We start from the raw sequence: 25,549 nt of genomic DNA, 5'->3' as shown, positions 1-25,549 counted from the left end.
GTCACCGGCCGGTGGCGAGCCCCAGGCGCTCCACGACGTCGGCGCTCTCCTCGTCGGGCGAGCGCTCGGCCGACACGGTCAGGTGCGCCTCGTCCGGCTGCGGCGGCTCGAGCGTCGCGAGCTGCGAGGCGAGCAACGACGTCGGCATGAAGTGCCCGGCACGTGCGGACATCCGCTGCTCGACGAGGGCGGGGTCGCCGGCGACGTGCACGAACACCACGCCGGGCGCCCGGAGCACGTCGCGGTAGGAGCGCTTCAGCGCCGAGCAGGTGACGACCCCGGGGGCGTCGTCGGCCAGGTGCGACCGGATCCACTCCGCGATCGTCCCGAGCCACGGCCAGCGGTCCTCGTCCGTGAGCGGGGTGCCCTCCTCCATCTTCGCGACGTTGGCGGGCGGGTGCATGTCGTCGCCCTCCGCGAACTCCCACCCGAGCCGCGCTGCGACCGTCGCGGCGAGCGTCGACTTGCCGGAGCCGGAGACCCCCATCACCACGAGGACGCGCGGCTCGGTGCCGTCGGTGCCGACCGGAGCGTCGTCGGTCGCCGCCATCAGAAGAACACCCCCGCGATGAGCACGCCGACCAGACCGATGACCGAGATGAGGCACTCGAGCACCGTCCACGTCTTGAACGTCTGCCCGACCGTGGTGCCGAGGTAGCCCTTGACGAGCCAGAAGCCCGCGTCGTTGACGTGCGAGAGGAACACCGACCCGGCGCCGATCGCCAGCACGAGCAGCGAGGTCTCCGGCGTGGACAGGTCGGCTGCGATCGGTGCCATGATGCCGGCGGCGGTGACGGTCGCGACGGTGGCGGAACCGGTGGCGACGCGGACGAGGGCGGACACCACCCACGCGACGAGCAGGACCGAGATGCCGGACTCCTGCACCGCGTCGGCGATCACCCCGCCGATGCCGGTGTCGATGAGCACCTGCTTGAAGCCACCGCCCGCGCCGACGATGAGCAGCACGCCGGCGACCGGGGGCAGCGCGTCCTCGAGGGACTTCGCAACGGCGCTCCGGTCCATGCCGCCGCCGATCGCGAAGAAGACCATGGCGAAGACGGTGGCGATCCCGATGGCGATCATCGGGGTACCGAGGAAGTCGAGCAGCGACACCCAGCCGCCCGCGGCGTCGGGGGCGACCGCCTCGCGGACCGCCTGGGCGAGCATGAGCACGACCGGCAGCAGGATGCCGACGAGCGCGACGGCGAACGACGGGCTGCGCGGTTCGCTGATGACGCGGGTGAAGTCGCTCTTGCCGTTCGGCAGGGACGCGGTGTCCTTCGTGGCGGGGCCGCGACGTGCCTCCCGGCCGGCGTGCGCGGGGTCCGACGGCCCCGAGCCACCGCTGCCGGACGTGCCGGAACCGCCCGAGCCGAACATGTCCGGTGCGGGGATGTCGACCCAGCGGGCCGCGAAGCGCGCGAAGACGGGACCGGCCAGCACGATCACCGGGATCGCCAGGACGATGCCGAACGCGAGCGTCGTGCCGAGGTTCGCGCCGACCGTCGAGACCGCGACGAGCGGGCCGGGGTGCGGCGGCACGAAGGCGTGCATGGTGGAGAGGCCGACCAGGGCGGGCACCGCGATCTTCATGATCGGGACACCGCTGCGCTTCGCGACCAGCACGATGATCGGGATGAGGAGCACCAGGCCGACCTCGAAGAACATCGGGAGGCCGATCAGCGCGCCGATGAGCGCCATCGTCCACGGCAGCGCGGCCTTCGACGAGCGACGGACGAGGGTGTCGACCACGCGGTCGGCGGCCCCGGAGTCGACGAGCATCCGACCGAACATCGACCCGAGGCCGACCAGGATGCCGACGCTCGTCATCGTCGACCCGAAGCCGGTGCCGAAGCTCGTGACCGTCTTGTCGGGCGCCAGACCCGCACCGATCCCGACCCCGAGCGCGCCGATCGTCAGCGCGACGAACGGGTGCACCTTGAGCCAGGTGATCAGCACGATGATGACGACGATGCCGAGCAGCGCCGCGACGATGAGCTGACCGATCGGGCCGGACGGGTCGACGGTCTGCGTGCCGCCGCCCTCGGCGGCCAGGACCGTGAGGCCGTGCACCGCGTCGGCCGCCGCGGTTCCTCCGGTGGGTGCGTGAGGCATCTGTGCCCCTTCCTGGAGCCGCTGCCTCGCGGCTCCGTCGCCTTCGTGTGCGTGTCGTACGCTCCGGACGGCCGCTCGGCGCGGCCGCCCCCGGGTGTCCGATCGGGCACCCCAATAATCTGATAAATCAGACTGTACAACGATCTGCCGCGCGGCACCCGCCGTCCGGCGCATTCTGCCGCTTCGATGGAGTCCGCGTCACAGGGACGGGACCGTCACGCGCCGTCCGTCCCGCAGAGCACGACCGGAGGAACGATGACCACCGCCCGCGGCCTCCATGCCCACGTGCTCGAGACCCTCGGCCAGCGCATCGTCGACGGGGTGCTGCCCGCCGGCACCGTCGTCCGACCGGAGCTCGTCGCATCCGAGTCCGGCGTCTCCCGCTCCGTCGTGCGCGAGGCCCTGCGCGTCCTGCAGTCCCTCGGCCTGGTCGAGCCCCGGCAGCGGGTCGGCACGCAGGTGCTCCCCGTGTCGTCGTGGGAGCTCCTGGCGCCGACCGTCATCCGGTGGCGCGGCGCCTCGCCCGCGTACTTCGTGCAGCAGCGGGAGCTGCTCGAGCTCCGTCTCGGGGTCGAACCCGTCGCAGCGGCCCTCGTCGCAGGGAACGCCGGAGCGTCCGACGACTCCGGCTCGTCCGCCGACACCGGGCTGACCGGCGACACCGGCTCGCCCGGTCAGGCTGTCCTGCTCGCGGCGCGGGACATGCTCGACGCCTGGGGCCGGGAGGACAGTCGCGCCTACCTCGAGGCCGACGTCCGCTTCCACCGCGCACTCCTGACCGGGTCGGGCAACGCCGTGTTCACGCACTTCGCCGGCACCGTCGAGGCACTCCTGCGGACGCGGACGTCGGAGTCGCGGGACACCATCTCCCGCTGGACCCGCGACGCCGCGGTCCGGCACGAGGCGGTGGCGCTCGCCGTGGTCGCCGGGGACGCCGCCGCTGCCGGCGAGGCGGCCACGGCGCTGCTGCGCGTGACCCGTGACGAGTTCATCGCCGAGGCGCCGAGCGCCTGACGCCCGGCGTACCGGGCGGAACCGGGCGTACCGGGCTTACCTGGCGGAACCGGGCGTACCTGGCAGAACCGGGCGTACCCGACGTTCCCAGAGCACCAGGGACGCCCGGAACGACCAGCCATCGCACACGTCATGGGAAGGATCGGGCAGCCGGGAGGCTCGGGGCCACCCCGCCACGCGCCTCCCGCCCGGCGCCGCCCGACACCGAAGGGCCCGCACCCGTGCAGGAGGCCGCAGGATGCTCGAGACGCCGCCCGGGTGGCGAGACGCCGCGCTCCGGGCGGCGTCTCGCGCACGTCGAGGGCGCTCCGCGCGACGCCGGCGTCTCGCGCACGTCGGACACCGCCACGAGGGCGCAGCCTCGGAGCGCTCGCGTCAGCGCCCGGCGCGCGCGAACAACCGTGGGCCGCGCAGGCGCAGCCGCATCGTGACGGTGCCGAGCCAGCGGTCGTACTTGTAGCCGACCTTGCCCATGCGGCCGACCTCCTCGAAGCCGAGTCGCTCGTGCAGCCGGATCGAGGCCTCGGCCTGCCGGTCGGCGATCACGGCGATGACCTCGCGGACGCCGGCGGCACGGCACTCCGCGAGCAGCGCCTCCATGAGCGCCCGTCCGAGACCCTTCCCGCCCGACGCGGCACCGAGGTAGATCGAGTCCTCGACCACGTGGTTCGACCGGTCGCGGGGGTTCCAGGGGTCGACCAGGGCGTAGCCGAGGATCTGCCCCGAGGGGTTCTCGGCGACGAGGAACGGCAGCCCGCGCCGGCGCACCTCGTCGTAGCGCTGCTTCCAGCGGGCGAAGGTGAACGCCGCCGGGTCGAAGGTCACCGACGAGTTCCGGACGTAGTGCGTGTGGATCTCGCGCACGTCCGGCAGGTCCCGCGGTTCAGCGGCCCGGATCGTGTACGAGAACGTCGCCTCGGCGGGCACGGGCGCACGCAGGTGTCGCGGCAGGACACGACGGCGCTGGTATTCCTCCTCGAGCACGGTCCGAGCCTACGGGCTGCGATGCGCCCGGGGCCATCGCACCACGAGGGGTGTCAGGCGGGGAGCGTCCAGTCGACCGGGTCGGCACCCTGCTCGCGGAGGAGCGCGTCGACCTGCGAGAACGGCCGGCTGCCGAAGAACCCGCGGGAGGCGCTGAGCGGGGACGGGTGCGCCGACGCCACGACCGGGGTGTCGCCGAGCAACGGGCGGACCGACGCGGCCTGGGCGCCCCACAGGACGGCGACGAGGGGCTTCCCCCGCGCGACGAGCGCACGGACGGCCTGGTCGGTGACGGCCTCCCAGCCCTTGCCGCGGTGGCTGCCGGCGGCACCGGCCTCGACGGTCAGCACCCGGTTGAGCAGGAGCACGCCCTGCTCCGACCACGCCCGCAGGTCGCCGTGCGGCGGAGGCGTCACCCCGAGGTCGTCGTGCAGCTCGCGGTAGATGTTCGCCAGGCTGCGCGGGACCGGTCGCACGTGCGGGTCGACGGCGAAGGACAGTCCGATCGGGTGACCGGGTGTCGGGTACGGGTCCTGGCCGACGACGAGCACCTTCACGTCGTCGAACGGCTGCGTGAAGGCACGCAGCACGACGTCACCGGCCGGCAGGTAGTGCCGACCCGCGGCGACCTCGTCGCGGAGCCAGTCGCCCATCCGGTGCACGTCGGCCTCGACCGACGCGAGGGCCTCGGCCCACCCGGGGTCGACGAGGTCGCGCAGCGGGTGCGGGCGCACGGGGGTCAGGCGCCCATGGTCGCGACGGAGACGGACTCGTCGCCGGCGACCACACGCCAGACGCTGCCCGTCCCGCGGACCTCGAGCGCACCCTCGCCGACGACCAGCGCGGTGTCCTCGTCGATCGCGAGCCCGGCCGTGACGAACTCCGCCTCGGCCGCCGCGACGAGCCGGGCCAGCGTGCCGGCCTGCACGGCGTGCACGTCGATCGTCAGGTCGACCAGCCCGAGCCCCTCGCGGAGCTCGACCTCGTCGAGGCCCTCGGACGACCCCTGCGGGCAGACCTCGACGCCGCCGATGCGCCACCCGCCCACGAGCGCCCGGTCTGCGGCGACCATCGCGCCGGCGGAGTAGCCGAGGTACGGCAGCCCGTCGGAGACGAGGAGCCGGATCTGGTCGACGAGGGGCTGGATCGCGTCGAGGTACGCCGGGGTGACCCCGCCGCCGATCACGAGCGCGTCCACGTCGCTCAGGACCGTCGTGGCGAAGACCTCGCCCGCGCCGACCTCGGTCACCAGGACCTCGGCCTGTCGGGCGCCACCGAGGACCTCGGCGATGTCGGCGGTCGACGACGGGGCGGCACCGGACGGGCCGGCCACGGAGAGCAGGGCGATCCGGGGCACGCTCCGGCCGACCGCGGCGGAACGCGCGGCGGCCTCGGCCAGGAACGGGGCGGCGACGTCGGCCGCGACGAGGGGACCCCCGCCGACGAGGTGGATGCTCACGACTCGGCCGTCACCGGGGCGAGGGCGCTCCACGGGAAGGTGATCCACCCGTCGACACGACGCCACACGTGGTCGGGCTCGAGCACGGTGCCGGGCTTCGAGTACAGGCAGGCGCTCCGCACGTCGGCGCCGGCGTTCCGGATGATGTCGACCACCAGGCGCAGGGTGCGGCCGGAGTCGGAGACGTCGTCGACCACCAGGACGCGCTTGCCCGCCAGGCTCGGCGCGTCGAGGGCGGGCGAGAGGATGACCGGCTCGTCGAGACGCTGCTCGACGTCCGTGTAGAACTCGACGTTGATCGAGCCGCACTCCTTGGTGCCGAGCGCGTACGCCACAGCGCCCGCGATGATGAGCCCGCCGCGCGCGACCGCCACGACGACCTCGGGCTCGAAGCCGGACGACAGGACGTCCTTGGCGAGCAGCCGCGCCGCGTCACCGAACTCCAGCCAACCGAGCACCTCGGGCCCGCTCGTCACGGTCACGGTCGAGGGAGCCTGCGCGGCTTGCCCGGGTTCGCTGCTGATCGGCATCCGCCCACGGTACCGGCAGGGAGCCACCCGCCGCGACCCGCGCCCGGACACCGCGCGCGCCGGGACCGGCACACGGCCCGCCAGCGCGCGTGATCGAACCGGCCCGCGCGCCCGGTGTCAGCTCCGGGGCGTCAGCGGCCCGCGGGCGAGCTTGTGCTGTGCCGACTGCGCGACCGGTCGGACCGTCACCAGGTCGAGGTTGACGTGCGCCGGCAGCTCGACCGCGTGCACGACGGCCTCGGCGACGTCCTCGGCGACGAGCGGCCCCGGCACGTCGGTGTACACCGCCTCGGCCTTCTCGCGGTCGCCCCGGAAGCGCGTCAGGGCGAACTCGTCGGTCTTGACGAGCCCGGGCGCGATCTCGACCACGCGCAGCGGCTCGCCGTTCAGCTCGAGCCGCAGGGCGCCGACCAGGGCGTGCTCGGCGAACTTGGCGGCGTTGTACCCGCCGCCGTTCTCGTAGGCCACGTGTCCCGCGGCGCTCGTCACGGTCACGATGTCCGCGACCCCGGCCGTGGCCGCACGGCGCCGGAGCTGCGGCAGCAGGGCGGCGGTGACCCGCTTCGTGCCGATGACGTTCACCTCGAACATGGCGCGCCAGTCCTCCACGTCGGACTCCTCGACGCTCGCCGAACCGAGTGCTCCGCCGGCGTTGTTCACGAGCACGTCCGCGCCGCCGGCCTCGTCCACCCGGGCGGCGAGCGCCGCGACGGCGTCGGCGTCGGTGACGTCCGTGACCAGGAACGACGCCCCGGTCTCCGCGGCGAGCGCCTCGAGCCGGTCCTGGCGACGGGCGACGGCGAGCACCTGCCAGCCGCGCTCGCGGAACAGCCGAACGGTGGCGGCACCGATGCCGGAGCTCGCCCCCGTGACGACGGCGAGCCGCTCGGTGGTGTCGGGTCGACCGGTGTCGGGACGTGCTGCCATGGCTTCCTCCAGTGGGTGTCGGCACCACCGTACCGACCCGTCGAGGTCACGATCCGGTAACGTGACCGGCCATGACGACGGACGCCGCTCCCCCCGCGCCCTCGGCTCCGGCGACGCCGCTCGAGCCGGGCCGGTCGCCGCGACGCATCCCGATGTGGGACACGGCTCGGTTCGTCGCCGTCACGCTCGTCGTGATCGGTCACGCGATCCAGCGGCAGACGGCCGGCAGCGAGCACGCCCTCGCGCTCTACACCTTCATCTACGCGTTCCACATGCCCGCGTTCGGCGTCATCAGCGGGTACTTCTCGTCGGCGGCGACCCCGACCGCAAAGCGGATGCGGCGGACCTTCACGGACATCGTGGTGCCGTACATCGTCATGCAGACGATCTGGACGGTGGTGCAGGCGATCGTCGAGGGCGGCAAGGAGTTCAACCCGACGAAGCCGACCTGGACGCTGTGGTTCCTGCTCGCGCTGGGGATCTTCCGGCTGATCCTGCCCTACCTGGCGATCCTGCGGTGGCCGCTCGTCTGGGCCGTGGTGCTCAGCGTCGGCGTCGGGTACCTCGACAACGTCGACTCGACGTTCTCCCTGGGACGCGCGATCAGCCTGCTGCCGTTCTTCCTGCTCGGGTGGCAGGTCAAGCAGTGGGGGGTGTTCGACCGCTGGTACGAGGCCCCCCGCCGGGTCGTGGTCCGTCTCCGCGCGGCCGCGGTCGTCGTCTTCGCGGTGTGGGCGGCCGCGTGCGTGCTGTTCATCCCGCAGTTCAAGGGCTTCGACCTGCACCACTGGTTCTTCTACGACGACTCGTACTCCGGGCTCGGCGAGGACGCCTGGTGGGCCGGCGGTGTCCGCCTCGGCCTGGTGCTGCTCGCCACCGTGCTGACGGCGTCGTTCCTGCTGCTCGTGCCCCGCAGGACGGTCTGGCTCACCCGGTTCGGCGCAGCGACCATGTACGTCTACCTGCTGCACACGTTCGTGCTCTACCCGATCCGCGAGTCCGGCGTCCTGGCCGGGGAGCACTCGGCGTGGCCGTACGTGCTGCTCATGGTCGCCGTGGCGTGCGCGGTGAGCCTGTTCCTCGCGCAACCGTTCGTGCGGCGCGGCATGCGCTGGCTGCTCGAGCCGAACGTCGACTGGCTGTTCCGCCGGGAGCCCGTCGAGCGCTGACCGCTCAGCGGGCGAGTGCCCGGAGCGCGACCACGACCTCGACGAGGAAGTCGTCGACCTCGTCGCAGTCGTACCCGGACTTCATCCGGGTCCGACGGAAGCGCGACGACGCGACGTCCTCCGGGATCACCGTCCGTGCGCCGGCCAGCCGTCCCGTCGCCGGACGGCCGCCCTGCTCGGCGGCGGCGAACGTCGCCTGCACCCGGTCCAGCAGGTCGTCCACGTCGTCCTGCGAGTACCCGTTCCGGAACACCGTCGGCTGGAACTTCTTGTCCGCCACGTCCTGAGCGCGCACGACGCCCCCTCTCGTCCCCTCCGATCCTGCCAGTCGAGGACCGACGCGTCCGGCCGGGAGGCACGGCGCACCGCACCGCGCCGCTCCCACCCCTCGGCTGGTCGCGTCGACTCCACGGACGCGCGCCACGCACGCGCGTTACGTCGCGAGGCGGCCCCGCTGGTGCCCGCCCCGCCACCTGCGTAGCGTGACGGACGTCGCGACGACGCCCCGGGCCTCCCGGTCGTCCGCGGCGACGCCATGACGGACCGAACCCGACAGGAGCCCCGATGAGCACGAACGACGCAGCCGCCTGGCGGTTCGAGACGACGCAGGTCCACGCCGGCGCGCAGCCGGACCCGACCACCGGCGCACGGGCCACGCCGATCTACAGGACGACGTCGTACGTGTTCGAGAACTCGGACCACGCCCGCGACCTGTTCGCGCTGGCGCAACCGGGCAACATCTACTCGCGGATCATGAACCCGACGAACGACGTCGTCGAGCAGCGCATCGCCGCGCTCGAGGGCGGTACGGGCGCGCTGCTGGTGTCGAGCGGTCAGGCGGCCGAGACGTACGCCGTGCTGAACATCGCGGGGGCCGGTGACCACATCGTCTCGTCGTCGTCGATCTACGGCGGCACGTACAACCTGTTCAAGTACACGCTCGCGAAGCTCGGCATCGAGACGACGTTCGTCGAGGACCAGGACGACCTCGAGGAGTGGCGTCGCGCCGTCCGCCCCAACACGAAGCTCTTCTTCGCCGAGACGATCGGCAACCCGCGGATCAACGTGCTCGACATCGCGGGCGTCAGCAGCGTCGCGCACGAGTCCGGCCTGCCGCTCATCGTCGACAACACGATCGCGACGCCGTTCCTCATCCGGCCGTTCGAGTACGGTGCCGACATCGTGGTGCACTCGGCGACCAAGTTCCTCGGCGGCCACGGCACCGTCATCGGCGGCGTGATCGTCGACGGCGGACGGTTCGCCTGGTCGGAGCACGCCGACCGCTTCCCGGAGTTCAACTCCCCCGATCCCTCGTACCACGGCGCGGTGTTCGCGCAGGCGGTCGGCAACGAGCTCGCCTACGTCGTGAAGGCCCGGGTGCAGCTGCTCCGCGACCTCGGCGCGTCGAACTCGGCGGACACGGCGTTCGCGCTGCTCCAGGGCATCGAGACGCTGTCGCTGCGCATGGAGCGGCACGTGGCGAACGCCCAGGAGATCGCGGAGTGGCTCGACCGGCACCCGGAGGTGGCCTCCGTGTCGTACGCCGGGCTGCCGACGTCGCCCTGGTACGCGGCGGCGAACCGGTACGCGCCGCGCGGTGTCGGTGCCGTGCTGTCGTTCGAGCTCAAGGGCGGGGTGCCGGCCGGCAAGGCGTTCGTCGACGAGCTGCGGCTGTTCTCGCACCTGGCGAACATCGGCGACGTGCGCTCCCTCGTCATCCACCCGGCGTCGACGACGCACTCGCAGCTCACGCCCGAGCAGCAGCTCACCACCGGGGTCACCCCGGGCCTGGTGCGGCTCTCGGTCGGCATCGAGAACGTCGAGGACCTCCGTGCGGACCTCGAGGCGGGGCTCGCGGCGGCGCGGGCCGTCTCGCAGGAGGGCCAGCGGGCGTAGCGGCCCGGCCCGTCCCGTCCCGGTCGCGGAGCACGCGCCGATCGTGACGTAACACGGCGGAGGTGGGGCGTGCCTCCCGGCAGACTGGACACGATGGACTGGCAGACGATCCCCGAGGACTCGGTCCCGTCCACCCTCGTGCCCGGGACCGAGCTCGGGACGCTCGGCAAGCCGCCCGTGACCGGCGCCTGGCGTCCCGGCGACCACCCCGGCTCCCGGCGGTTCGCCGCGCTCGGCGAGCAGTGGGTGCGCGGCGGACGGATCCCGTCGGTGCGGGTGGCCTACGAGACGTGGGGCGAGCTGGACGCCGCGCGCAGCAACGCGGTGCTGCTCCTGCACGCCATGACCGGCGACTCGCACGTCACCGGTCCGGCCGGACCCGGGCACCGCACGGCGGGCTGGTGGGGCGACGTCGTCGGACCGGGCCTGGCCATCGACACCGACCGGTGGTTCGTCGTCGCCCCGAACATGCTGGGCGGGTGCCAGGGGACGACCGGCCCGTCCTCGGTCGCGCCGGACGGCGTCGAGTGGGGGTCGCGCTTCCCGTTCGTGACCGTGCGCGACCAGGTCGCGGTCCAGGTCCAGCTCGCCGACGCGCTCGGCATCGACGTCTTCGCCGCCGTCGTCGGCGGCTCGATGGGCGGCATGCACGCGCTCGAGTTCGCGGTGGCGCACCCCTCCCGGGTCGCCCGGCTCGCGGTCCTGGCGTCGACCGCCCAGACCACGGCCGACCAGATCGCCGCGAACTCGCTGCAGCGTGCCGCGATCCAGACCGACCCCGCGTACGCCGGCGGCGACTACTACGAGGCGGCGGTCGGCGAGGGACCGCACCGCGGGCTGTCGCTCGCGCGGCGGATGGCACTGATGACCTACCGCGCGCCGGACGAGCTCAACGGGCGGTTCGCGCGGTCGTGGCAGAGCGACGTCTCCCCGCTCGGCGACGACGGCCGGTTCTCGGTCGAGAGCTACCTCGACTTCCACGGCAACCGGTTCACCCGGCGGTTCGACGCCTCGTCGTACGTCGCGCTCACGCACGCGATGGACTCGCACGACGTCGGGGCCGGGCGCGGCGGGGTGACGGCGGCGCTCGCGGCGGTGACCGCCAGGACGCTGGTCGTCGGGGTGTCGAGCGACCGTCTGTTCCCGCTCGAGGACCAGCACCGGATCGCGGCGGGGATCCCCGACACGCTGGACGGGGACCGGGCCGCGGTGCTCGACAGCGAGTTCGGACACGACGGCTTCCTCATCGAGCACGAGGCGGTCGGGGCGCACCTGCGACGGCTGCTCGACTGAACGGCCCGGTACGGGCGCGGCGCGCCCGGCGCACCCGCGGACCGATCTGTCCACGTCCGCGTGCCGAACACCCCACAACGGGTGGGCCGCGTGGAATGATGGCGACGGGTACCCCGCCCGCGGGGTCCGGCGAACCACCGGACCCGACCGAACCGACGTCACCACCAGGACACCGATGGACTTCATCGCACAGGAACGCGACCGCTTGCTGCGGTCGACGACCCGTGTCGTCGGCATCACCTGCGCCCTGGTCTCCGTCGTCGGCATCGTCAGCTCGCTCGCGGTCCCCCTGGTCCCCCTGCTCGGCGCACTCGCCTGCATCGCGGTGCTCATCGCGGCGCTGCTCGTCTTCGGCACGAACGGGTCGGTGTGGTGGACCGCCCTCGCACTCGCCTCGGGCCTCGGGGCCCTCGCGCTCCTGCTGCTCGGTGCCGACCCCGACGTGCGGTCCGTCGTCGCCAGCGCCGTCGTGCCGCTGGCGGCCGGGTCGTTGTCCGCCCCGCTGATGGCGCAGCGCGGCGCGCCGGTCGGGCTCGCGATGACGATCGTCACCGGAGTCGCGGCCGTGGGCGCCGTCGTCTGGGCATCGGGCGGTCCGCTCTCCGGCCCGACCGCCGGTGTGGTGCTCGGCTGGGTGCTCGTCGCCGTGGTCTCGGTGTGGATCGCGCGCAGCATCCCCCGCGTCGCCCGGCGCATCCAGAGCATCGGCACGGCGCACCGCGCGGAACGGCAGGCGAGCGAGACCGAGGCGCAGCGACGCCAGGGCGCCCGACTGCTGCACGACACCGTGCTCGCCACCCTCACGCTCCTGGCCCACTCCGGGGTCGGCGTGTCCGAGCAGGCGATGCGCGAGCAGGCCGCCGAGGACGCCAGGCTCCTCCGGCACCTGCGACTCGGCGCGACCCCGCAGCCCCAGCAGTCCGGCGACTACTCGCTCACCCGCGTCGAGGAGTCGCCGCTCGGCCAGACCCTCGAGTCCGTCAAGCAGCGCTTCGGCCGGATGGGGCTCGAGGTCAGCTGGCACGGCACCGGTCAGGTCCTGCTGCCGTCGAACGTGCTCGACGCGTTCCTGCTGGCCCTCGGCGAGTGCCTCGAGAACGTCCGGCGCCACGCCGGCGTCGGCGAGGCGCACGTCACGATCGTCCACGACCAGGAGACCGTCCGCGCGATGGTGACCGACGCCGGTGTCGGCTTCGACCTCGACGCGGTGAGCGCGGAGCGCCTCGGCTACAAGGAGAGCGTCGTCAACCGCCTCCGCGAGGTCGGTGGCGACGCCAAGCTCTTCTCCGCCCCGGGATCGGGCACCACCGTCGTCCTGGAGGCTCCCCGATGACCCGCGTCCCCGAGGACACCATCAACCGCGGGCTCCCGGGCGAGACCGTGCAGCCGGCACCGCGCACCCGTCGCGAAGCGCGCGAGCGCTACCGGGGCAGCGAGCGACGGCAGGCCCGCGGGCTCCCCTCGACCTCGACGGGTGCCCGTTCGCTCCGGCAGGCCGCCAAGCCCGGTGCGTCGCTCGGAGCCGGCTACCTCGGCCTCGGCGCCGCGGTCCTCACCGCGATCGAGGCCGTCGCCGGCATCGTCTTCTTCCTGGTCCGGCTGCCGGACTACGCGAACCCGTGGCTGCCCGCCGGCGCCTGGGCGCTGTACCTGGTCGCGGCGATCGGCGTCGGCCTCAGCCTGATGACCTACGGCGAGCGGCTCACCGGCACCGCGTTCGCGCTGATCTGCGCCGTCCTGGCGTGCGTCGTGACACTCGACTTCGTCGGGATCCTCCCCGAGCACGACATCGCGCACACCGCCAGCGCCTCGGTCGCCGCCGGCTTCGCCCTGCTCCCGGTGGCGACGCTCCGGCCCGCGCGCGAGGTCGCCGCCGCCATCGCGGTGCTCGGTCTCGGGTTCGCCGTGATGGCGGCCGTGTCGACGCCGATCACCCCGGCGACCCTGCCGGGCATCGTCTCGCTGCTGGCGCTCGTGGTGGTCCCGCCGTCGATCGCACTGTTCGTGGTGCACCGCTTCCGCCAGCTCGTGCAGCGCGAGCTGGACCGGGTGCTCGTGCAGAGCAACGTCCAGGCGCCGCAGTTCGCCGTCGGGATGCTCGCGTCGGACGAGCTCGCCCGGCTCGACCTGGCCGCCGAGAAGCTCCTCGACGCCGTCGCGAACGGCTCGGACCCGCTGCCGCTCTCGGACGCCTCGGCCTCCGTCGCCGCGTCGCTGGCGACGGAGCTGCGCCTGCACCTCATCGAGGGACGCCGCGAGACGTGGCTGTACCACGCGATCACGGAGTCCGACCACCTCGGGCGCGCCGTCAGCGTGGCCGATCCGCAGTCCCTCGCCGGGCACCTCGGCCCCGCCCAGCGGGACGGCCTGCTGCAGGCCCTGTGGCAGATGGTCGGCGACGGTCGCCCCGCACAGCCGGGTGCCCCCGTCGTCTCGGTCACGCTCGGTCCGATCGGCTCCGACGGGCACCCGGTGTCCGACGAGCGCATGGACGTCCCGATCGTGTTCGAGTCGCGCGGGACCCCGCGCCGACGCCTCGGCCCGACCGCATGGAGCGCCCTGCAGCGCATCGGCCCGTACACCGAGTCGTTCCGCGACGGCGTGCTCCGCGTCGTCTCGCACTGCGTCGTCGATCGACACCCGTCGATGTAGACGGGCGCGAACTGCCGGACACCCGGCCGACATCCCCAGCCCGGACGGTCCCGACACCTAGGATCGGCGTGCACCGCCTTCGAGAAAGGACGCCTGATGGCGACTCCAGAGCAACCGATCCGACTCGCACTGGTCGACGACCACCGGATGCTGCTCGGCGCGCTCACGGAGTGGATCCGCAGCGCCGCCGACGACATCACGCTCGTCGCCGCCGTCACGACCTGGCCGGAGCTCCTGACGAGCCCGGCGTTCCCGGTCGACGTGGTGCTGCTCGACCTCGACCTCAAGGACTCGATCCCGGTCTCGCTGAAGATCTCGACGCTCAAGACCGCCGGCGTGAAGACCGTCGTGATGAGCACGTACTCGGAGCCGAACGTCGTCCGCGAGGCCCTCGGCTCCGGCGCTCTCGGCTACCTCGTGAAGAGCGAGGACGCCGACATGATCGTCGAGGCGATCCGTGCCGCGCAGCGCGGCGAGCAGTACGTCTCCGCCGAGCTCGACCTGGCGATCAACAGCGGCGACGTCGGCGGCGTGCCGAAGCTCAGCGCGCAGGAGCGCCGCGTGATGGCGCTGTACGGCGGTGGCGAGCCCGTCAAGAGCGTCGCCTACCAGCTCGGCATCTCCGAGGAGACCGCGAAGAGCTACCTCAAGCGCATCCGCGAGAAGTACCGCGTCGCGGGCTTCGACGTCGGCACGAAGGTCGCGCTGCGGAAGCGTGCGATCACCGACGGCATCATCGTGCAGGACGGCAGCCCGGTCGGGCTGTAGTCGCTCCACACGACGGACGGGAGGCCCGTGGCGACACCGCCACGGGCCTCCCGTCCGTCGTGTGGGTGCGTCGACTCCGGTCAGACCGTCGGCACCGGCGCGGTGATCGGCCCGGTCGACGGCGACGACGACCGCAGGGCGGAGCGGCGATCCGTCCGCCGTTCGACGCCGTAGCTGACCATCGTCACGAGCAGACCGAGCAGCGCGAGGACGATACCGAGCCACGCGGGGGCCAGGAACCCGAACCCGGCTGCGATGACCGCTCCACCGAGCGCCGCGCCGAGCGAGTTGCCGATGTTGAACGCCGAGTGGTTCAGCGCCGCCGCGATGGTCCGAGCGTCGCCGGCGACGTCCATCAGGCGAGACTGCACCGCCGGCGGGATCGCCGACGAGGTCGCTCCGAGCAGGAACGCGCCGAGGAACACCCCCCAGACCCACTGGGCGGTGAAGACGGTCACGAGCAGGGCGCCGATGAGCGCGAGCATCCCGATGTAGATCGTCCGCTTGACGCTGTGGTCCGCCAGGTGCCCACCGAGGACCCCGCCGACGACCATGCCGAGGCCGACCACGACGAGCACGAGCGGCACCGCGGACTCGGGCAGTCCGGTGACGTTCTGCACGAGCGGCGAGATGTACGAGTAGACGGCGAAGAACCCGCCGAAGCCCACCGCACCGAGCCCCATCACGATCCAGAGCTGCGGCGATCGGAAGGCCCGGAGCTCCCGTCCGACGGTCGCGTGCTCGTCGGCGGCGCTCCGCGGGACGAAGGCCGCGACGGCGAGGAACGTCAAGGCGAAGAGCAGCGAGACGACGCCGTACGCGATGCGCCAGCCGGTGTTCTGCCCGATCCAGGTGATGGCGGGCACGCCGACGACGTTGGCGATCGACAGGCCGAGCATCACCATCGCGATGCCCTTGCCGCGCTTGCCCGGCCCCATGATCTCGCCCGCGACGATCGACGCGATGCCGAAGTACGCACCGTGCGGCAGACCGGCGACGAAGCGTGCGACGAGCACGAGCCCGAAGTTCGGCAGGACCGCACTCGCGACCGTGGCGACCACGAAGCCGACGAGGAGCACGAGGATCAGGCCCTTGCGCGGGAACGTGGCGGAGATCGCCGCGATCGTCGGCGCACCCACCACGACCCCCAGCGCGTAGGCGCTGACGAGCCAGCCGGCGTGCGCGACCCCGGCGGCGGGGTCGGCCGCGTACTGCGCGGGGAGCAGGGCTTCGGCGATGTTCGGTAGCAGGCCCATCGCGACGAACTCGGTCGACCCGATGGCGAAGCCACCGAGGGCGAGGGCGATGAGGGCGAACGCGCGCTGCGTCGGCGTGGTGAGCGTCATGCGACCTGTCTGGATCGGGGGGAACGGGGGCGGGAGGACGGAGCCGGATCCCGGCTCGCTCGCCGGGACATCGGCCGGATCGCCACGCCGCACGGCATGCACACGGTCCCGTTCCCGCCGGCACGCGCACGACGGCGGTACGGCGGTCAGACGGCGACGGGGTCGGTCCGTGTTCGGCGTCGAACGGTCCGAGCACACGTGCAGCGGCCCGGTCCCAGCAGTGTAGACCGCTCCAAACAGCCGACGGAAGACGACGGGCCGAATCGATTCGACATCAGCCGGACGCGCGACTGTGGAGCGAGACCGGCTCCCGCCGGAGGAGCGAGCGCGACAGGCACCGTCGCTGCTCGACGGACCTCAGGCCGCGCGGCGCTCCTCGCGCGCCCCGGCCGACGCCAGCTCGGGCAGCTCGTCGCGGTGCACCCACCCGGACCCGCACTCGGTGCAGCTCGCCCAGGCGTCGCCGGTCTGCTCGTCACTGTCGATGACGACCGTCTGCAGGTCGCAGTCGGGGCACCAGCCGTCGTGCATCATCACGCGCTCCTCGTCGTCGTCCGGGTCGTCCCGAGCCACCGGTGCGGCTCGGTGGAGACCATGAGACACCCGACCACCGACACCGCGGGGAGGCGATCGGCGTGTCCTGCACCTCCCAGCTGGCGTAGCATCGGGCCATGGGGTGGTGGATCGTGACCGGTGTCGTCCTGCTCGTCGCGGTGGGGCTGTGGCTGTGGATGCACCACCTGACGGACCTCGGCGCACGCTCGCGGCAGTACGACGGCAGTGACCCCGAGATCGCCGAGGCGCTCCGCCAGGCCGAGCGCGACAGCAACACCGGCCGCATGTACTTCTGACCGTGGCGACAGGACTCCGGACGGGCCTGGCAGCCCTGGTCACCGCGCTGTGCCTGGTGCTGACGAGCTGCGCCGGGTCGATGGCATCCGGACCTCCCGACTACACCGGGACGTGGCAGCTCGTCGGGCAGGACGGCTCCGAGCCCGCCCGGTTCGTCGTGTCGGCGGACGGCACCTACACCGCTCGCGGGATCCCGGACGCCCTGGCGTGCCGGACCAGGAACGCCGACACGAGCCCTCCCGGTTGCTCCGAGGGCCGTTCCTCGTCGGACTTCTCCGGGCAGTGGACACTCGCGGACGGCAGCGCACCGGGGATCCGGTTCCGGTTCGCGGACCGCTTCGTCCGCCAGGGGTACCCGACCGATGCCGGACTCGCCTTCTTCACCGGATCGCTCGACGTCCCCCGTCCCGACTTCGTGTTCGTCCGCACACCTGCGCGGTGACCGCGCGGGGCCGATCCACGGTGGTGCGGGCGGCCCGGGACCGGCTCAGTCGCCGAGCGCCGCCTCGAGCCGCTCGAGCTTCCCGTCGATCTCCCCCGTGTGCCCGGGGCGGACGTCGGCCTTGAGCACGAGGGACACCCGGTTGCCGTACGCACCGACGGCCTCGGTGGCGCGCTTGACGACGTCCATGACCTCGTCCCACTCCCCCTCGACCTCGGTGAACATCGACGAGGTGCGGTTCGGCAGACCGGACTCGCGGACGACGCGCACCGCTGCGGCGACCGCGTCGTGCACGGACCCGTCCGACGATGCCGAGGGACCACCGGACGGAGCAACGGAGAACGCGACGATCATGCGTCCATCCTGCCCCGGTCGACTCCCCCGCGCACCGGCGGCTCGGACACCCGCACCGACGAACGCTCCGGCGAGCGCCGCGCGAGCCGCACCAGCGCGACCACCGCCCACACCAGCACGGCGACCTCGAGGACGTTCCGCACGGTGAGCACGAACACCATCCAGGTGTGCACCGCGAGGAGCTCGTCGTAGAACCCCGGGTAGATCACCTGCGTCAGCAGCGCCAGGGGCAGCACCCCGATCGCGACCGGCAGGAAGCGCCGCGCGCTCGGGTACCCGGCGACGAGCCCCCAGACGACGGGCACGGCGTACCACCCGACGTACTGCGGCGACCCGACCTTGTTCACCGCGATCAGCACCGCGACGAACAGCAGCGCGAGGACCGGTGCCACCTCGGTGCGACGGGCGCCCCGCCGGACCGCGAGCAGCGCGAGGACCACGCCGCCGATGACGAGCACGGCCATCAGCGGCGTCGACAGCGCGGCCGCTGCGTGGGTGCCCCCTCCGGACACCTCGAACGTCAGGATCTCGCGGTCGTAGTAGACGGCCGCTCCGGGGACCCCGAGCGCTGCCGCCCACATGAAGGGTGTCGCGAGCGGCGCCTCGATCTGCATCGCCCGGTCGCTCTGCTCGGTCACGAAGGACAGCAGGTACGGCGCTCCGCCGTAGAGCACGTCGACGAGCACGATCAGCCCGGTCACGACGAGTGCCCCGGTCACGACGGCGCTCCGGTGTCCCCGACGCAGCAGCACCAGCACGCCCACCAACGCAGCCGGCCACACCTTCGTCCAGGCCGCTGCGGTGAAGAGCGCCGACGCGACCACCGGACGGGTCACGACGAAGGCGACGCCGACGAGGGCGATCGCGGTGGCCACGGTGTCGATCCGGCCGAGTGCGATGGGTCCGAGCGCGAGCAGGAACACGAGCCACCACCAGACGACCCGCACGCCGAACGCACGGAATCGCCAGAGGAAGGCACAGGCGACGGCGTCGAGCAGCACCATGAGCGCGAGCCAGCCGGTCGCGATCGCCGCGGTGCCGCCGAGGGCCGCAGCGGCCATCGGCACGAGCGCGAAGACCGGGTACACCCAGTCGGAGTCGACCCCGACCCACGAGTGGTCGATCCGTCCGACCTCGATCCACCGTCGGTAGGTGATGGTGACGTCACCCAGCGGCAGGTTCGGCGCGGTCGTGGCGAGCCACCAGAGCACAGCGTGCACCAGGACGACCACCACGGCGAGCGAGACGCCCTCGACCCACCGGAACCGCTGCTGCACCGTGCGAGCGTAGCGAACCGCTCCACAGGCTCTCCTGAGGAGGACGTGTCACCGTTCGCGGGTGAGCACCGACCCGCGCCAGCGCCCGACCAGCCGCAAGCCCCTCGTCTGGGCGGGGATCGTCCTGCTCGTCGCGGTGCTCGCCGTCGTCGGCGTCGCCGTCGGCACGAACGTGTACACGTCGAGCGAGAACGCGAAGGCGTCGGCGGCGCCCTCGGTCGCCGCGAGCCGCGCCCCGTCGACGCTCGACACGGCCGACCTGTCCGGCGACTGGACCGTGGGCGGCGACTCCGAGGCCGGGTACCGCGTGCACGAGGTCCTCAACGGCTCCGACGTCACCGTGACCGGGCGCACGGACAGCGTCACCGGTTCGGCGCGGGTCGACGGCACGACGATCACCGAGGCGACCGTCACGGTGCAGGTCGCCGACATCACCACGGACTCCGCGCAGCGCGACTCGTACTTCCGCGACTCCGCCCTCGACGTCTCGGCCTTCCCGCAGGCGACCTTCACGCTCACCGGACCGATCACCGACGCCGTCCCGAGCGGCTCGGGCACGACCGAGGTCCGGGCCGACGGGGAACTCACGCTGCACGGCGTGACGAAGCCGGTCCGCGCCGACCTGCAGATCGGGCTCGACGGCGACGGTGTCGCGGTGTCCGGCACGGTCCCGATCACCTTCTCGGACTTCGGCGTGCAGGCCCCCGACCTCGGCTTCGTGAAGGTCGACGACGCGGGCGCCGTCGAGTTCCTCGTGCACGCCACGCCCGCGTCCTGACGCGCCGGTCGGACGCGACCCGGCCCGGTCACGCGACCCCACGTCCCGACGCGCCCCACCACCGGCCGGGAGGCACGCCGCCAGCCCGCCCCGCGCCTCCCGTCCGGCAGTGGGTCACGTCGCCGACACCGCACGCGTCGATCGACGGGCGCGATGTCGCACGCCGGCCCGCCCAGCCCGGCGCCCGCGCCCGCGCCCGCGCCTGCCCGGCCGCGCGCGCTACCCCCGCGCGTCGCCGTCGACGACCAGGTCCCGGACCACGCCGCTCAGCTGCTCGATCAGCGCCGTCATCGTGAACGGACCACCCCGGGACGCACGACGGGCGGCGATCCCGTGCACGACCGCGGCGGTCGCGGCCAGGTGCGCGAGGTCCGACGGGGACAGCGACGCACCGGACGCCTCCGCAGCGCCCTGCCGTGCGGCGACGAGCGCCCCGAGCACCCCGCCGAGCACGTCCCCCGCGCCGGCCGCCGCGAGCCACGGCGTGGCCGACGACGCCACGAGCCGGACCGACCCGTCCGGTGTCGCCACGTGCGTGTCCGAGCCCTTGAGGAGGACGACGCTGCCGGTCCGTTCCGCCGCGCGCACCGCAGCCGTCGCCGGATCACGCTCGACGGCCTCGCGTGAGGTCTCGAGCACCGGGGCGAGCTCCCCCGCGTGCGGCGTCAGCACCGCCAGCGGTCCGAGGTCGACCAGCGGGATCGCCCCGGCGTCGACGACCACCGGCACGCCGTCGTCCGAGGCGTGCCGGAACGCGTCAGCGGTGGACGGGTCGAGCTCGTCGAGCGAGTCCGCGGAGATCCCGGAGCCGACGAGCCACGCCTGCACGCGACCGACACCCGAGACGACCTCCGGACGGCGGGCGAGCACGTGGTCGGTGGCACGGTCCGGTCCGACGTAGCGGACCATCCCGACGCCGGTGTGCACCGCTGCGTCGACGCCCATCACCGCCGCCCCCGGGTACCGGTCGGAGCCGGTCGCGACGCCGAGCACACCCCGGCGGTACTTGGTCGACTCGCCGTGCGGAGCGGTGGTCCAGGCAGCGGCGTCGGTCGGGGCGAAGGGGGCGAAGTCGTTCACGACCGCCACGTTACGGTGGAGCGCATGAGCCTGTTCCTGCCCGGTCGCGTGGTGGTCTTCGACTACGGCGAGGTGATCAGCCGGACACCGCACGGCGCGTGGGACGCCCTCGTCGCGATGACCGGCGTACCCGCGGACGAGCTGCTGCCGGTGTACCAGGAGCTGCGACACGACCTCGACCGGGGCGACCTCACGGTGCTCGAGTACTGGCGCGCGATCGCGGCGCGGACCGGCCGGCGGTGGAGCCTCACCGAGATCCACCGCTTCTGGGCGGTCGACTTCACGGGCTGGTTCGAGGTGGACCCCGAGGCGCTGGCGATCGTCGAGGAGCTGCACGCCGCCGGGACCCGGCTCGCCCTGCTGTCCAACGCCGGGCGCGACTTCGGCGACCCGTACCGCTGGTCGCCGATGGGCTCGGTGTTCGAGACGGTCGTGGTCAGTGCCGAGGAGCACGTCCTCAAGCCGGACGCATCCGTCTACCGCACGACGTGCGAGCGCCTGGGAATCACGCCCGAGCAGATGGTGTTCGTCGACAACAGGGCCGAGAACGCCGCCGGTGCAGACGCGATCGGGGCGGTCGGCCACCACTTCACGTCGCCGGCCGGACTGCGGACCTTCCTGCAGGACCTGGCGGCACGGACCGACGAAGGAGCACCCGCGTGACGCACGCCCTGTTCGAACCGATCACCATCCGCGACCTGACCGTCCGCAACCGACTCTGGGTCTCCCCGATGTGCCAGTACTCGGTCGAGCAGCAGGACGGCGTCCCGACCCCGTGGCACCTCGTGCACCTCGGCGGGTTCGCCAAGGGCGGCGCGGGCGCCGTCGTCGTCGAGGCCGCCGGCGTCGTGCCCGAGGGTCGGATCAGCCCGCAGGACGTCGGCCTGTGGAACGACGAGCAGCGCGACGCCTTCCGGCCGATCGTCGACTTCCTGCACGCGCAGGGCGCCGCCGCCGGCATCCAGCTCGCACACGCCGGGCGCAAGGCATCGACCCACCGCCCCTGGTCCGAGGCCTCGGGCAGCGTGCCGGAGGCCGAGGGCGGCTGGGCGACGGTCGCTCCGTCGGCCGTGGCCTTCGACGGCTACGCGGTGCCGCGCGAGCTCGAGACCGAGGACATCCGCGTCGTGGCGCTCGCGTTCGCCGCGGCCGCCCGCCGCGCGGTCGAGGCCGGCTTCGACCTGGTCGAGCTGCACGCGGCGCACGGGTACCTCCTCCACCAGTTCCTCTCGCCGCTGAGCAACCACCGCACCGACGCCTACGGCGGCTCGCTCGAGAACCGCGCCCGCGCCCTGCTCGAGACGATCGACGCCGTCCGCGCCGAGGTCGGCGAGGGCTTCCCCGTGGTCGTCCGCTTCTCGGCCACCGACTGGGTCGACGGCGGACTCACGGTGGAGGACACCGTGCAGGTCGCCAGCTGGGCTGCCGAGCACGGCGCCGACCTGGCCGACGTCTCCACCGGCGGCAACGTCGCGAAGGCCCCGATCCCGGTCGGGCCCGGCTACCAGGTGCCCTTCGCGGAGACGGTCAAGCGCGAGGCCGGCATCGGCACCATCGCCGTCGGCATGATCTCCACCGCCTTCCAGGCCGAGCAGGTCGTCGCCACCGGCCAGGCCGACGTCGTCATGGTCGGCCGCGAGTTCCTCCGCGACCCGTCCTTCGCCCTGCGCGCCGCCGCCGAGCTCGGCGTGGCGATCGACTACGAGCCGCAGCAGTACCACCGCGCGCGCGTCACGGCGTAGGCCGGCGCACCCAGCGCACCGCGCGCCTCACGACCGGTCACCGACACCGGCCGGGGGCGCGCGGCGTGCGGGCCGGGAGGCACGGCGCGCTCCCTGTACGTCCTCTCGGCTCCGACGCTGCGCACCCGCTACCATGACTCTCACTGTGGACGATCCTCCGAATTCCGTTTCGCCTTCCCACTCATCCGGCGCTCACTCGGTGAGCAGCCCCGCTTCCCGTGCGTCGGGAGGTGGAGAATGAGTCCCCTCGACATCGTCATGCTGGTCGGCGGCATCCTGCTGACCCTCGGTACCGGTGTCTTCGTCGCCTCGGAGTTCGCGCTCGTGAACCTCGACCGCGCCGAGGTCGAGGCCCGGCGCGACCGCGGCGAGTCCGGCCTGGCACCGGTGATCGCAGCGCTGAAGGTCACGTCGACGCACCTGTCGAGCGCGCAGCTCGGCATCACGCTGACGACCCTGCTGACCGGCTACCTGCTCGAACCCTCGATCGCGACGCTGCTCGAGGCGCCGTTCCTCGCGATGCAGCTGCCCGAGGCACTCGTCGAGACCGTCGGCTCGATCGTGGCGCTCGTCATCGCGACGCTGCTGTCGATGATCCTCGGCGAGCTCGTGCCGAAGAACTTCGCGCTCGCGCTGCCGCTCCAGACCGCGCGGCTCGTCGTGCCGCTGCAGGTCGCCTTCACCACCGTGTTCAAGCCCGCGGTCGCCCTGCTCAACGGCACCGCGAACGCCGTCCTCCGGTCGATGGGCATCGAGCCCCAGGAGGAACTGTCCGGAGCCCGCAGCGCCGAGGAGCTCAGCTCGCTCCTCCGCCGCTCGGCGTCGGAGGGCTCGCTCGAGCAGGACACCGCGACGCTGCTCCAGCGCACCATCGCGTTCTCCGAGCTCGACGCGAGCGACGTGATGACCCCGCGCCCGCGACTGTCGACCATCCGGGTCTCGGAGTCGGCGGACGACGTCATCGCGCTCGCGCGCCGCACCGGCTTCAGCCGCTTCCCCGTGATCGAGGAGGACGCGGACGACGTCGTCGGCATCGTGCACGTGAAGCAGGCCGTCGCGGTCCCGCGCGAGAAGCGCCCCGAGGTGCCGGTCGGCGCCCTGATGACCGAGGCCGAGCGCGTCCCCGAGACCATGCCCGGCGACACCCTGCTCGCCGAGGTCCGGAGCCGCGGCTACCAGATGGTGATCGTCGTCGACGAGTACGGCGGCACCGCCGGTGTCGTCACGCTCGAGGACCTCGTCGAGGAGATCGTCGGCGAGGTGTCCGACGAGCACGACCGCGCACGCATCGACGTCGTGCGCTCCCGGAACTGGTTGACCTTCCCCGGACTCCTGCGTCCCGACGAGCTCGAGGACCGCGCCGGCGTGACGGTCCCCGAGGACGGTCCGTACGAGACCGTGGGCGGGTTCATCATGTCCTCCCTCGGACGCCTGCCCGCCGTCGGTGACGAGGTCGCGCTCGACGACGGCGTCTTCCGCGTCGAGCGGTTGGACGGTCGCCGTGTCGACCGCGTCCGCTGGACCCCGACGCACCCCGATCCCGTCCCGACCACCGGCAGCACCGCGACCGCGCAGCGCCCGGCCACCGGGATCATCATCCCCGCCACGAAGGAGGGCTCCCGATGAGCGCCGCGTCCGTCCACGACGGCATGGTCGTCCTCGCCGCCGGTGAGTCCGCGTCGAGCGGCTCCGACTGGTGGGGCATCTTCTGGCTCGTCGTCCTGCTGCTCGGCAACGCGTACTTCGTCGCCGCCGAGTTCGCCGTGATCTCCGCCCGCCGCTCGCAGATCGAGCCGCGCGCCGAGGCCGGGTCGAAGGCCGCCCAGACGACGCTCGCCGCGATGGAGCACGCCACGCGCATGCTCGCCACCACGCAGCTCGGCATCACGGTCTGCTCGCTCCTCATCCTCAACGTGTCCGAGCCGGCCATCCACCACCTGCTCGAGGTCCCGCTCGGACTGACCGGCTGGAGCGTCGAGGTGATCGGCACCGTGGCGTTCGTCTTCACGCTGCTGCTCGTGTCCTTCCTGCACGTCGTGTTCGGCGAGATGGTGCCGAAGAACATCTCGTTCTCGATGCCCGACCGGGCCGCACTGCTGCTCGTCCCGACGCTCTGGTACATCGGCCACGCCCTGCACTGGGTGATCGTCGGCCTGAACGAGACCGCGAACGCCGTGCTCCGTCTGTTCAAGGTCGAGCCGAAGGACGAGGCCGTCAGCGCGTTCACCGTGGAGGAGGTCCAGACGATCGTCGAGCAGTCCCGCCGCGAGGGCACCCTGACGGACGACGGCAAGCTCGCGATGGCGTTCGAGTTCACGGAGAAGAAGGTCAAGGACGTCGCGGTGCCGATGTCCGACCTGGTCACCCTCCCCGAGGACGCCACGCCCGAGGACGTCGAGCGCGCGGTCGCCCAGCGTGGCTTCTCGCGGTACGTGCTCGTCGGCGACGACGGCGACCCGACGGGCTACGTGCACGTCAAGGACGTCATCGACCTGCGTCCGGACGAGTTCGACGTGCCGGTGCCCCCGAAGCGGATCCGGCAGCTCATCTCCCTGTACACGGACATGGACCTCGAGGACGCCCTCGCGACCATGCGTGCGGCGGGCCGTCACGTGGCGCGGGCGTTCGACGCCGAGGGGCGCACGATCGGTGTGCTGTTCCTCGAGGACATCCTCGAGGAACTGGTGGGCACCGTCGAGGACGCGACCCGGCGGCGCTGACCGCACCGGACGACGGACGGGCGCGCCCAGCTCAGCGGCGACGCGAAGCGTTGCGCGGGGCGCGCCGACCGAGCCTGCGAGGGAGGACGGTGCCAGCTGGCACCGCGCCTCCCGTCCGTCTGTCGGTCCTGGTCGAGACTCGGCCAGGCGG

At 72.9% G+C, this 25,549-nt stretch carries 27 protein-coding genes; 14 read left to right on the top strand and 13 right to left on the bottom strand.

All coding sequences use genetic code 11. The annotated features are described in order from the left end of the window. Position 1 precedes the first annotated feature (1 nt). Positions 2 to 550 (bottom strand): gluconokinase, encoded by a 549-nt coding sequence (locus M3677_RS02550; RefSeq protein ID WP_066654701.1) that lies wholly within the window; start codon positions 548 to 550, stop codon positions 2 to 4. Then, on the bottom strand, positions 550 to 2,115 hold the full coding sequence (locus tag M3677_RS02545) for a GntP family permease (protein WP_251159724.1): 1,566 nt from the start codon (positions 2,113 to 2,115) through the stop codon (positions 550 to 552). Before M3677_RS02545 ends, M3677_RS02550 begins: the two co-directional genes overlap by 1 nt. Positions 2,116 to 2,370: 255 nt before the next feature. Between M3677_RS02545 and M3677_RS02540 the strand changes: the two genes are divergently transcribed. Then, on the top strand, positions 2,371 to 3,129 hold the full coding sequence (locus M3677_RS02540; protein ID WP_251159723.1) for a FadR/GntR family transcriptional regulator: 759 nt from the start codon (positions 2,371 to 2,373) through the stop codon (positions 3,127 to 3,129). A gap of 375 nt (positions 3,130 to 3,504) precedes the next feature. Here M3677_RS02540 and M3677_RS02535 read toward each other — a convergent pair whose 3' ends face one another. The 5 genes from M3677_RS02535 to M3677_RS02515 form a co-directional block, all read right to left on the bottom strand. Next, positions 3,505 to 4,113 carry a GNAT family N-acetyltransferase gene (locus M3677_RS02535; protein WP_251159722.1) on the bottom strand — a complete coding sequence of 203 codons (609 nt, stop codon included), beginning with the start codon at positions 4,111 to 4,113 and terminating at the stop codon, positions 3,505 to 3,507. Positions 4,114 to 4,166: 53 nt separating this feature from the next. Further along, complete coding sequence (locus M3677_RS02530) at positions 4,167 to 4,847, bottom strand: uracil-DNA glycosylase (RefSeq protein ID WP_251159721.1); 681 nt, start codon at positions 4,845 to 4,847, stop codon at positions 4,167 to 4,169. A 5-nt stretch (positions 4,848 to 4,852) separates the two neighbouring features. Next, positions 4,853 to 5,572: a Type 1 glutamine amidotransferase-like domain-containing protein gene (locus M3677_RS02525; RefSeq protein ID WP_251159720.1), complete on the bottom strand. Its 720-nt coding sequence runs from the start codon at positions 5,570 to 5,572 to the stop codon at positions 4,853 to 4,855. Beyond that, positions 5,569 to 6,102, bottom strand: coding sequence for a phosphoribosyltransferase (locus tag M3677_RS02520; RefSeq protein ID WP_235426338.1), 534 nt, complete (start codon positions 6,100 to 6,102; stop codon positions 5,569 to 5,571). The genes M3677_RS02525 and M3677_RS02520 overlap by 4 nt, the downstream gene beginning before the upstream one ends. A gap of 117 nt (positions 6,103 to 6,219) precedes the next feature. Then, complete coding sequence (locus tag M3677_RS02515) at positions 6,220 to 7,029, bottom strand: SDR family oxidoreductase (RefSeq protein ID WP_251159719.1); 810 nt, start codon at positions 7,027 to 7,029, stop codon at positions 6,220 to 6,222. Positions 7,030 to 7,100: 71 nt separating this feature from the next. On the opposite strand from M3677_RS02515, the gene M3677_RS02510 reads away from it, so the two are divergent. Further along, on the top strand, positions 7,101 to 8,198 hold the full coding sequence (locus M3677_RS02510; RefSeq protein ID WP_251159718.1) for an acyltransferase family protein: 1,098 nt from the start codon (positions 7,101 to 7,103) through the stop codon (positions 8,196 to 8,198). A gap of 4 nt (positions 8,199 to 8,202) precedes the next feature. Here M3677_RS02510 and M3677_RS18295 read toward each other — a convergent pair whose 3' ends face one another. Next, positions 8,203 to 8,493 (bottom strand): DivIVA domain-containing protein, encoded by a 291-nt coding sequence (locus tag M3677_RS18295; RefSeq protein ID WP_308201958.1) that lies wholly within the window; start codon positions 8,491 to 8,493, stop codon positions 8,203 to 8,205. A 269-nt stretch (positions 8,494 to 8,762) separates the two neighbouring features. Between M3677_RS18295 and M3677_RS02500 the strand changes: the two genes are divergently transcribed. From M3677_RS02500 to M3677_RS02480, 5 genes are all read left to right on the top strand, one after another. Further along, entirely contained in the window at positions 8,763 to 10,094 is a 1,332-nt protein-coding gene (locus M3677_RS02500; RefSeq protein ID WP_251159717.1) for a bifunctional o-acetylhomoserine/o-acetylserine sulfhydrylase, read from the top strand. Positions 10,095 to 10,187: 93 nt separating this feature from the next. After that, positions 10,188 to 11,387 carry a homoserine O-acetyltransferase gene (locus tag M3677_RS02495; RefSeq protein WP_251159716.1) on the top strand — a complete coding sequence of 400 codons (1,200 nt, stop codon included), beginning with the start codon at positions 10,188 to 10,190 and terminating at the stop codon, positions 11,385 to 11,387. A gap of 175 nt (positions 11,388 to 11,562) precedes the next feature. Next, positions 11,563 to 12,720 (top strand): sensor histidine kinase, encoded by a 1,158-nt coding sequence (locus tag M3677_RS02490; protein WP_251159715.1) that lies wholly within the window; start codon positions 11,563 to 11,565, stop codon positions 12,718 to 12,720. After that, positions 12,717 to 14,039, top strand: coding sequence for a hypothetical protein (locus tag M3677_RS02485; protein WP_066654722.1), 1,323 nt, complete (start codon positions 12,717 to 12,719; stop codon positions 14,037 to 14,039). The genes M3677_RS02490 and M3677_RS02485 overlap by 4 nt, the downstream gene beginning before the upstream one ends. 96 nt (positions 14,040 to 14,135) lie before the next feature. Beyond that, positions 14,136 to 14,807, top strand: coding sequence for a response regulator transcription factor (locus tag M3677_RS02480; protein WP_066654724.1), 672 nt, complete (start codon positions 14,136 to 14,138; stop codon positions 14,805 to 14,807). Positions 14,808 to 14,887: 80 nt separating this feature from the next. Here M3677_RS02480 and M3677_RS02475 read toward each other — a convergent pair whose 3' ends face one another. Together M3677_RS02475 and M3677_RS02470 are read right to left on the bottom strand one after the other, a co-directional pair. Next, positions 14,888 to 16,153 (bottom strand): MFS transporter, encoded by a 1,266-nt coding sequence (locus M3677_RS02475; RefSeq protein WP_251159714.1) that lies wholly within the window; start codon positions 16,151 to 16,153, stop codon positions 14,888 to 14,890. Positions 16,154 to 16,510: 357 nt separating this feature from the next. Further along, positions 16,511 to 16,726 (bottom strand): hypothetical protein, encoded by a 216-nt coding sequence (locus tag M3677_RS02470; RefSeq protein ID WP_251159713.1) that lies wholly within the window; start codon positions 16,724 to 16,726, stop codon positions 16,511 to 16,513. 98 nt (positions 16,727 to 16,824) lie between these two features. Here M3677_RS02470 and M3677_RS02465 point away from each other — a divergent pair, with 98 nt between their 5' ends. Both M3677_RS02465 and M3677_RS02460 read left to right on the top strand, forming a co-directional pair. Next, positions 16,825 to 17,004, top strand: coding sequence for a hypothetical protein (locus M3677_RS02465; RefSeq protein WP_066654730.1), 180 nt, complete (start codon positions 16,825 to 16,827; stop codon positions 17,002 to 17,004). A gap of 2 nt (positions 17,005 to 17,006) precedes the next feature. Continuing rightward, positions 17,007 to 17,447, top strand: a complete 441-nt coding sequence (locus M3677_RS02460; RefSeq protein ID WP_251159712.1) for a hypothetical protein — start codon at positions 17,007 to 17,009, stop codon at positions 17,445 to 17,447. A gap of 45 nt (positions 17,448 to 17,492) precedes the next feature. On the opposite strand, the gene M3677_RS02455 is transcribed toward M3677_RS02460, so the two are convergent. Then, positions 17,493 to 17,801, bottom strand: coding sequence for a thiamine-binding protein (locus tag M3677_RS02455; protein WP_251159711.1), 309 nt, complete (start codon positions 17,799 to 17,801; stop codon positions 17,493 to 17,495). Then, complete coding sequence (locus M3677_RS02450; protein WP_251159710.1) at positions 17,798 to 19,078, bottom strand: DUF2029 domain-containing protein; 1,281 nt, start codon at positions 19,076 to 19,078, stop codon at positions 17,798 to 17,800. Before M3677_RS02450 ends, M3677_RS02455 begins: the two co-directional genes overlap by 4 nt. A gap of 61 nt (positions 19,079 to 19,139) precedes the next feature. Here M3677_RS02450 and M3677_RS02445 point away from each other — a divergent pair, with 61 nt between their 5' ends. Then, positions 19,140 to 19,856, top strand: a complete 717-nt coding sequence (locus tag M3677_RS02445; RefSeq protein ID WP_251159709.1) for a YceI family protein — start codon at positions 19,140 to 19,142, stop codon at positions 19,854 to 19,856. A gap of 219 nt (positions 19,857 to 20,075) precedes the next feature. On the opposite strand, the gene M3677_RS02440 is transcribed toward M3677_RS02445, so the two are convergent. After that, complete coding sequence (locus tag M3677_RS02440) at positions 20,076 to 20,936, bottom strand: ADP/ATP-dependent (S)-NAD(P)H-hydrate dehydratase (protein WP_251155092.1); 861 nt, start codon at positions 20,934 to 20,936, stop codon at positions 20,076 to 20,078. Between the two features lie 24 nt (positions 20,937 to 20,960). Here M3677_RS02440 and M3677_RS02435 point away from each other — a divergent pair, with 24 nt between their 5' ends. The 4 genes from M3677_RS02435 (at position 20,961) to M3677_RS02420 (ending at position 25,398) form a co-directional block, all read left to right on the top strand. Next, complete coding sequence (locus M3677_RS02435) at positions 20,961 to 21,599, top strand: HAD family phosphatase (RefSeq protein ID WP_066654754.1); 639 nt, start codon at positions 20,961 to 20,963, stop codon at positions 21,597 to 21,599. Next, on the top strand, positions 21,596 to 22,678 hold the full coding sequence (locus M3677_RS02430) for an NADH:flavin oxidoreductase/NADH oxidase (RefSeq protein ID WP_066654756.1): 1,083 nt from the start codon (positions 21,596 to 21,598) through the stop codon (positions 22,676 to 22,678). Before M3677_RS02435 ends, M3677_RS02430 begins: the two co-directional genes overlap by 4 nt. Before the next feature lie 237 nt (positions 22,679 to 22,915). Further along, complete coding sequence (locus M3677_RS02425) at positions 22,916 to 24,304, top strand: hemolysin family protein (RefSeq protein WP_066654758.1); 1,389 nt, start codon at positions 22,916 to 22,918, stop codon at positions 24,302 to 24,304. A gap of 23 nt (positions 24,305 to 24,327) precedes the next feature. Further along, positions 24,328 to 25,398 carry a hemolysin family protein gene (locus M3677_RS02420; protein ID WP_066658342.1) on the top strand — a complete coding sequence of 357 codons (1,071 nt, stop codon included), beginning with the start codon at positions 24,328 to 24,330 and terminating at the stop codon, positions 25,396 to 25,398. The last annotated feature ends 151 nt before the right edge of the window (positions 25,399 to 25,549 follow it).

The sequence above is a fragment of the Curtobacterium sp. P97 genome (assembly GCF_023712445.1).
Taxonomy (GTDB): Bacteria; Actinomycetota; Actinomycetes; order Actinomycetales; family Microbacteriaceae; genus Curtobacterium.
This window is presented reverse-complemented; position numbering and strand designations above follow the sequence as displayed.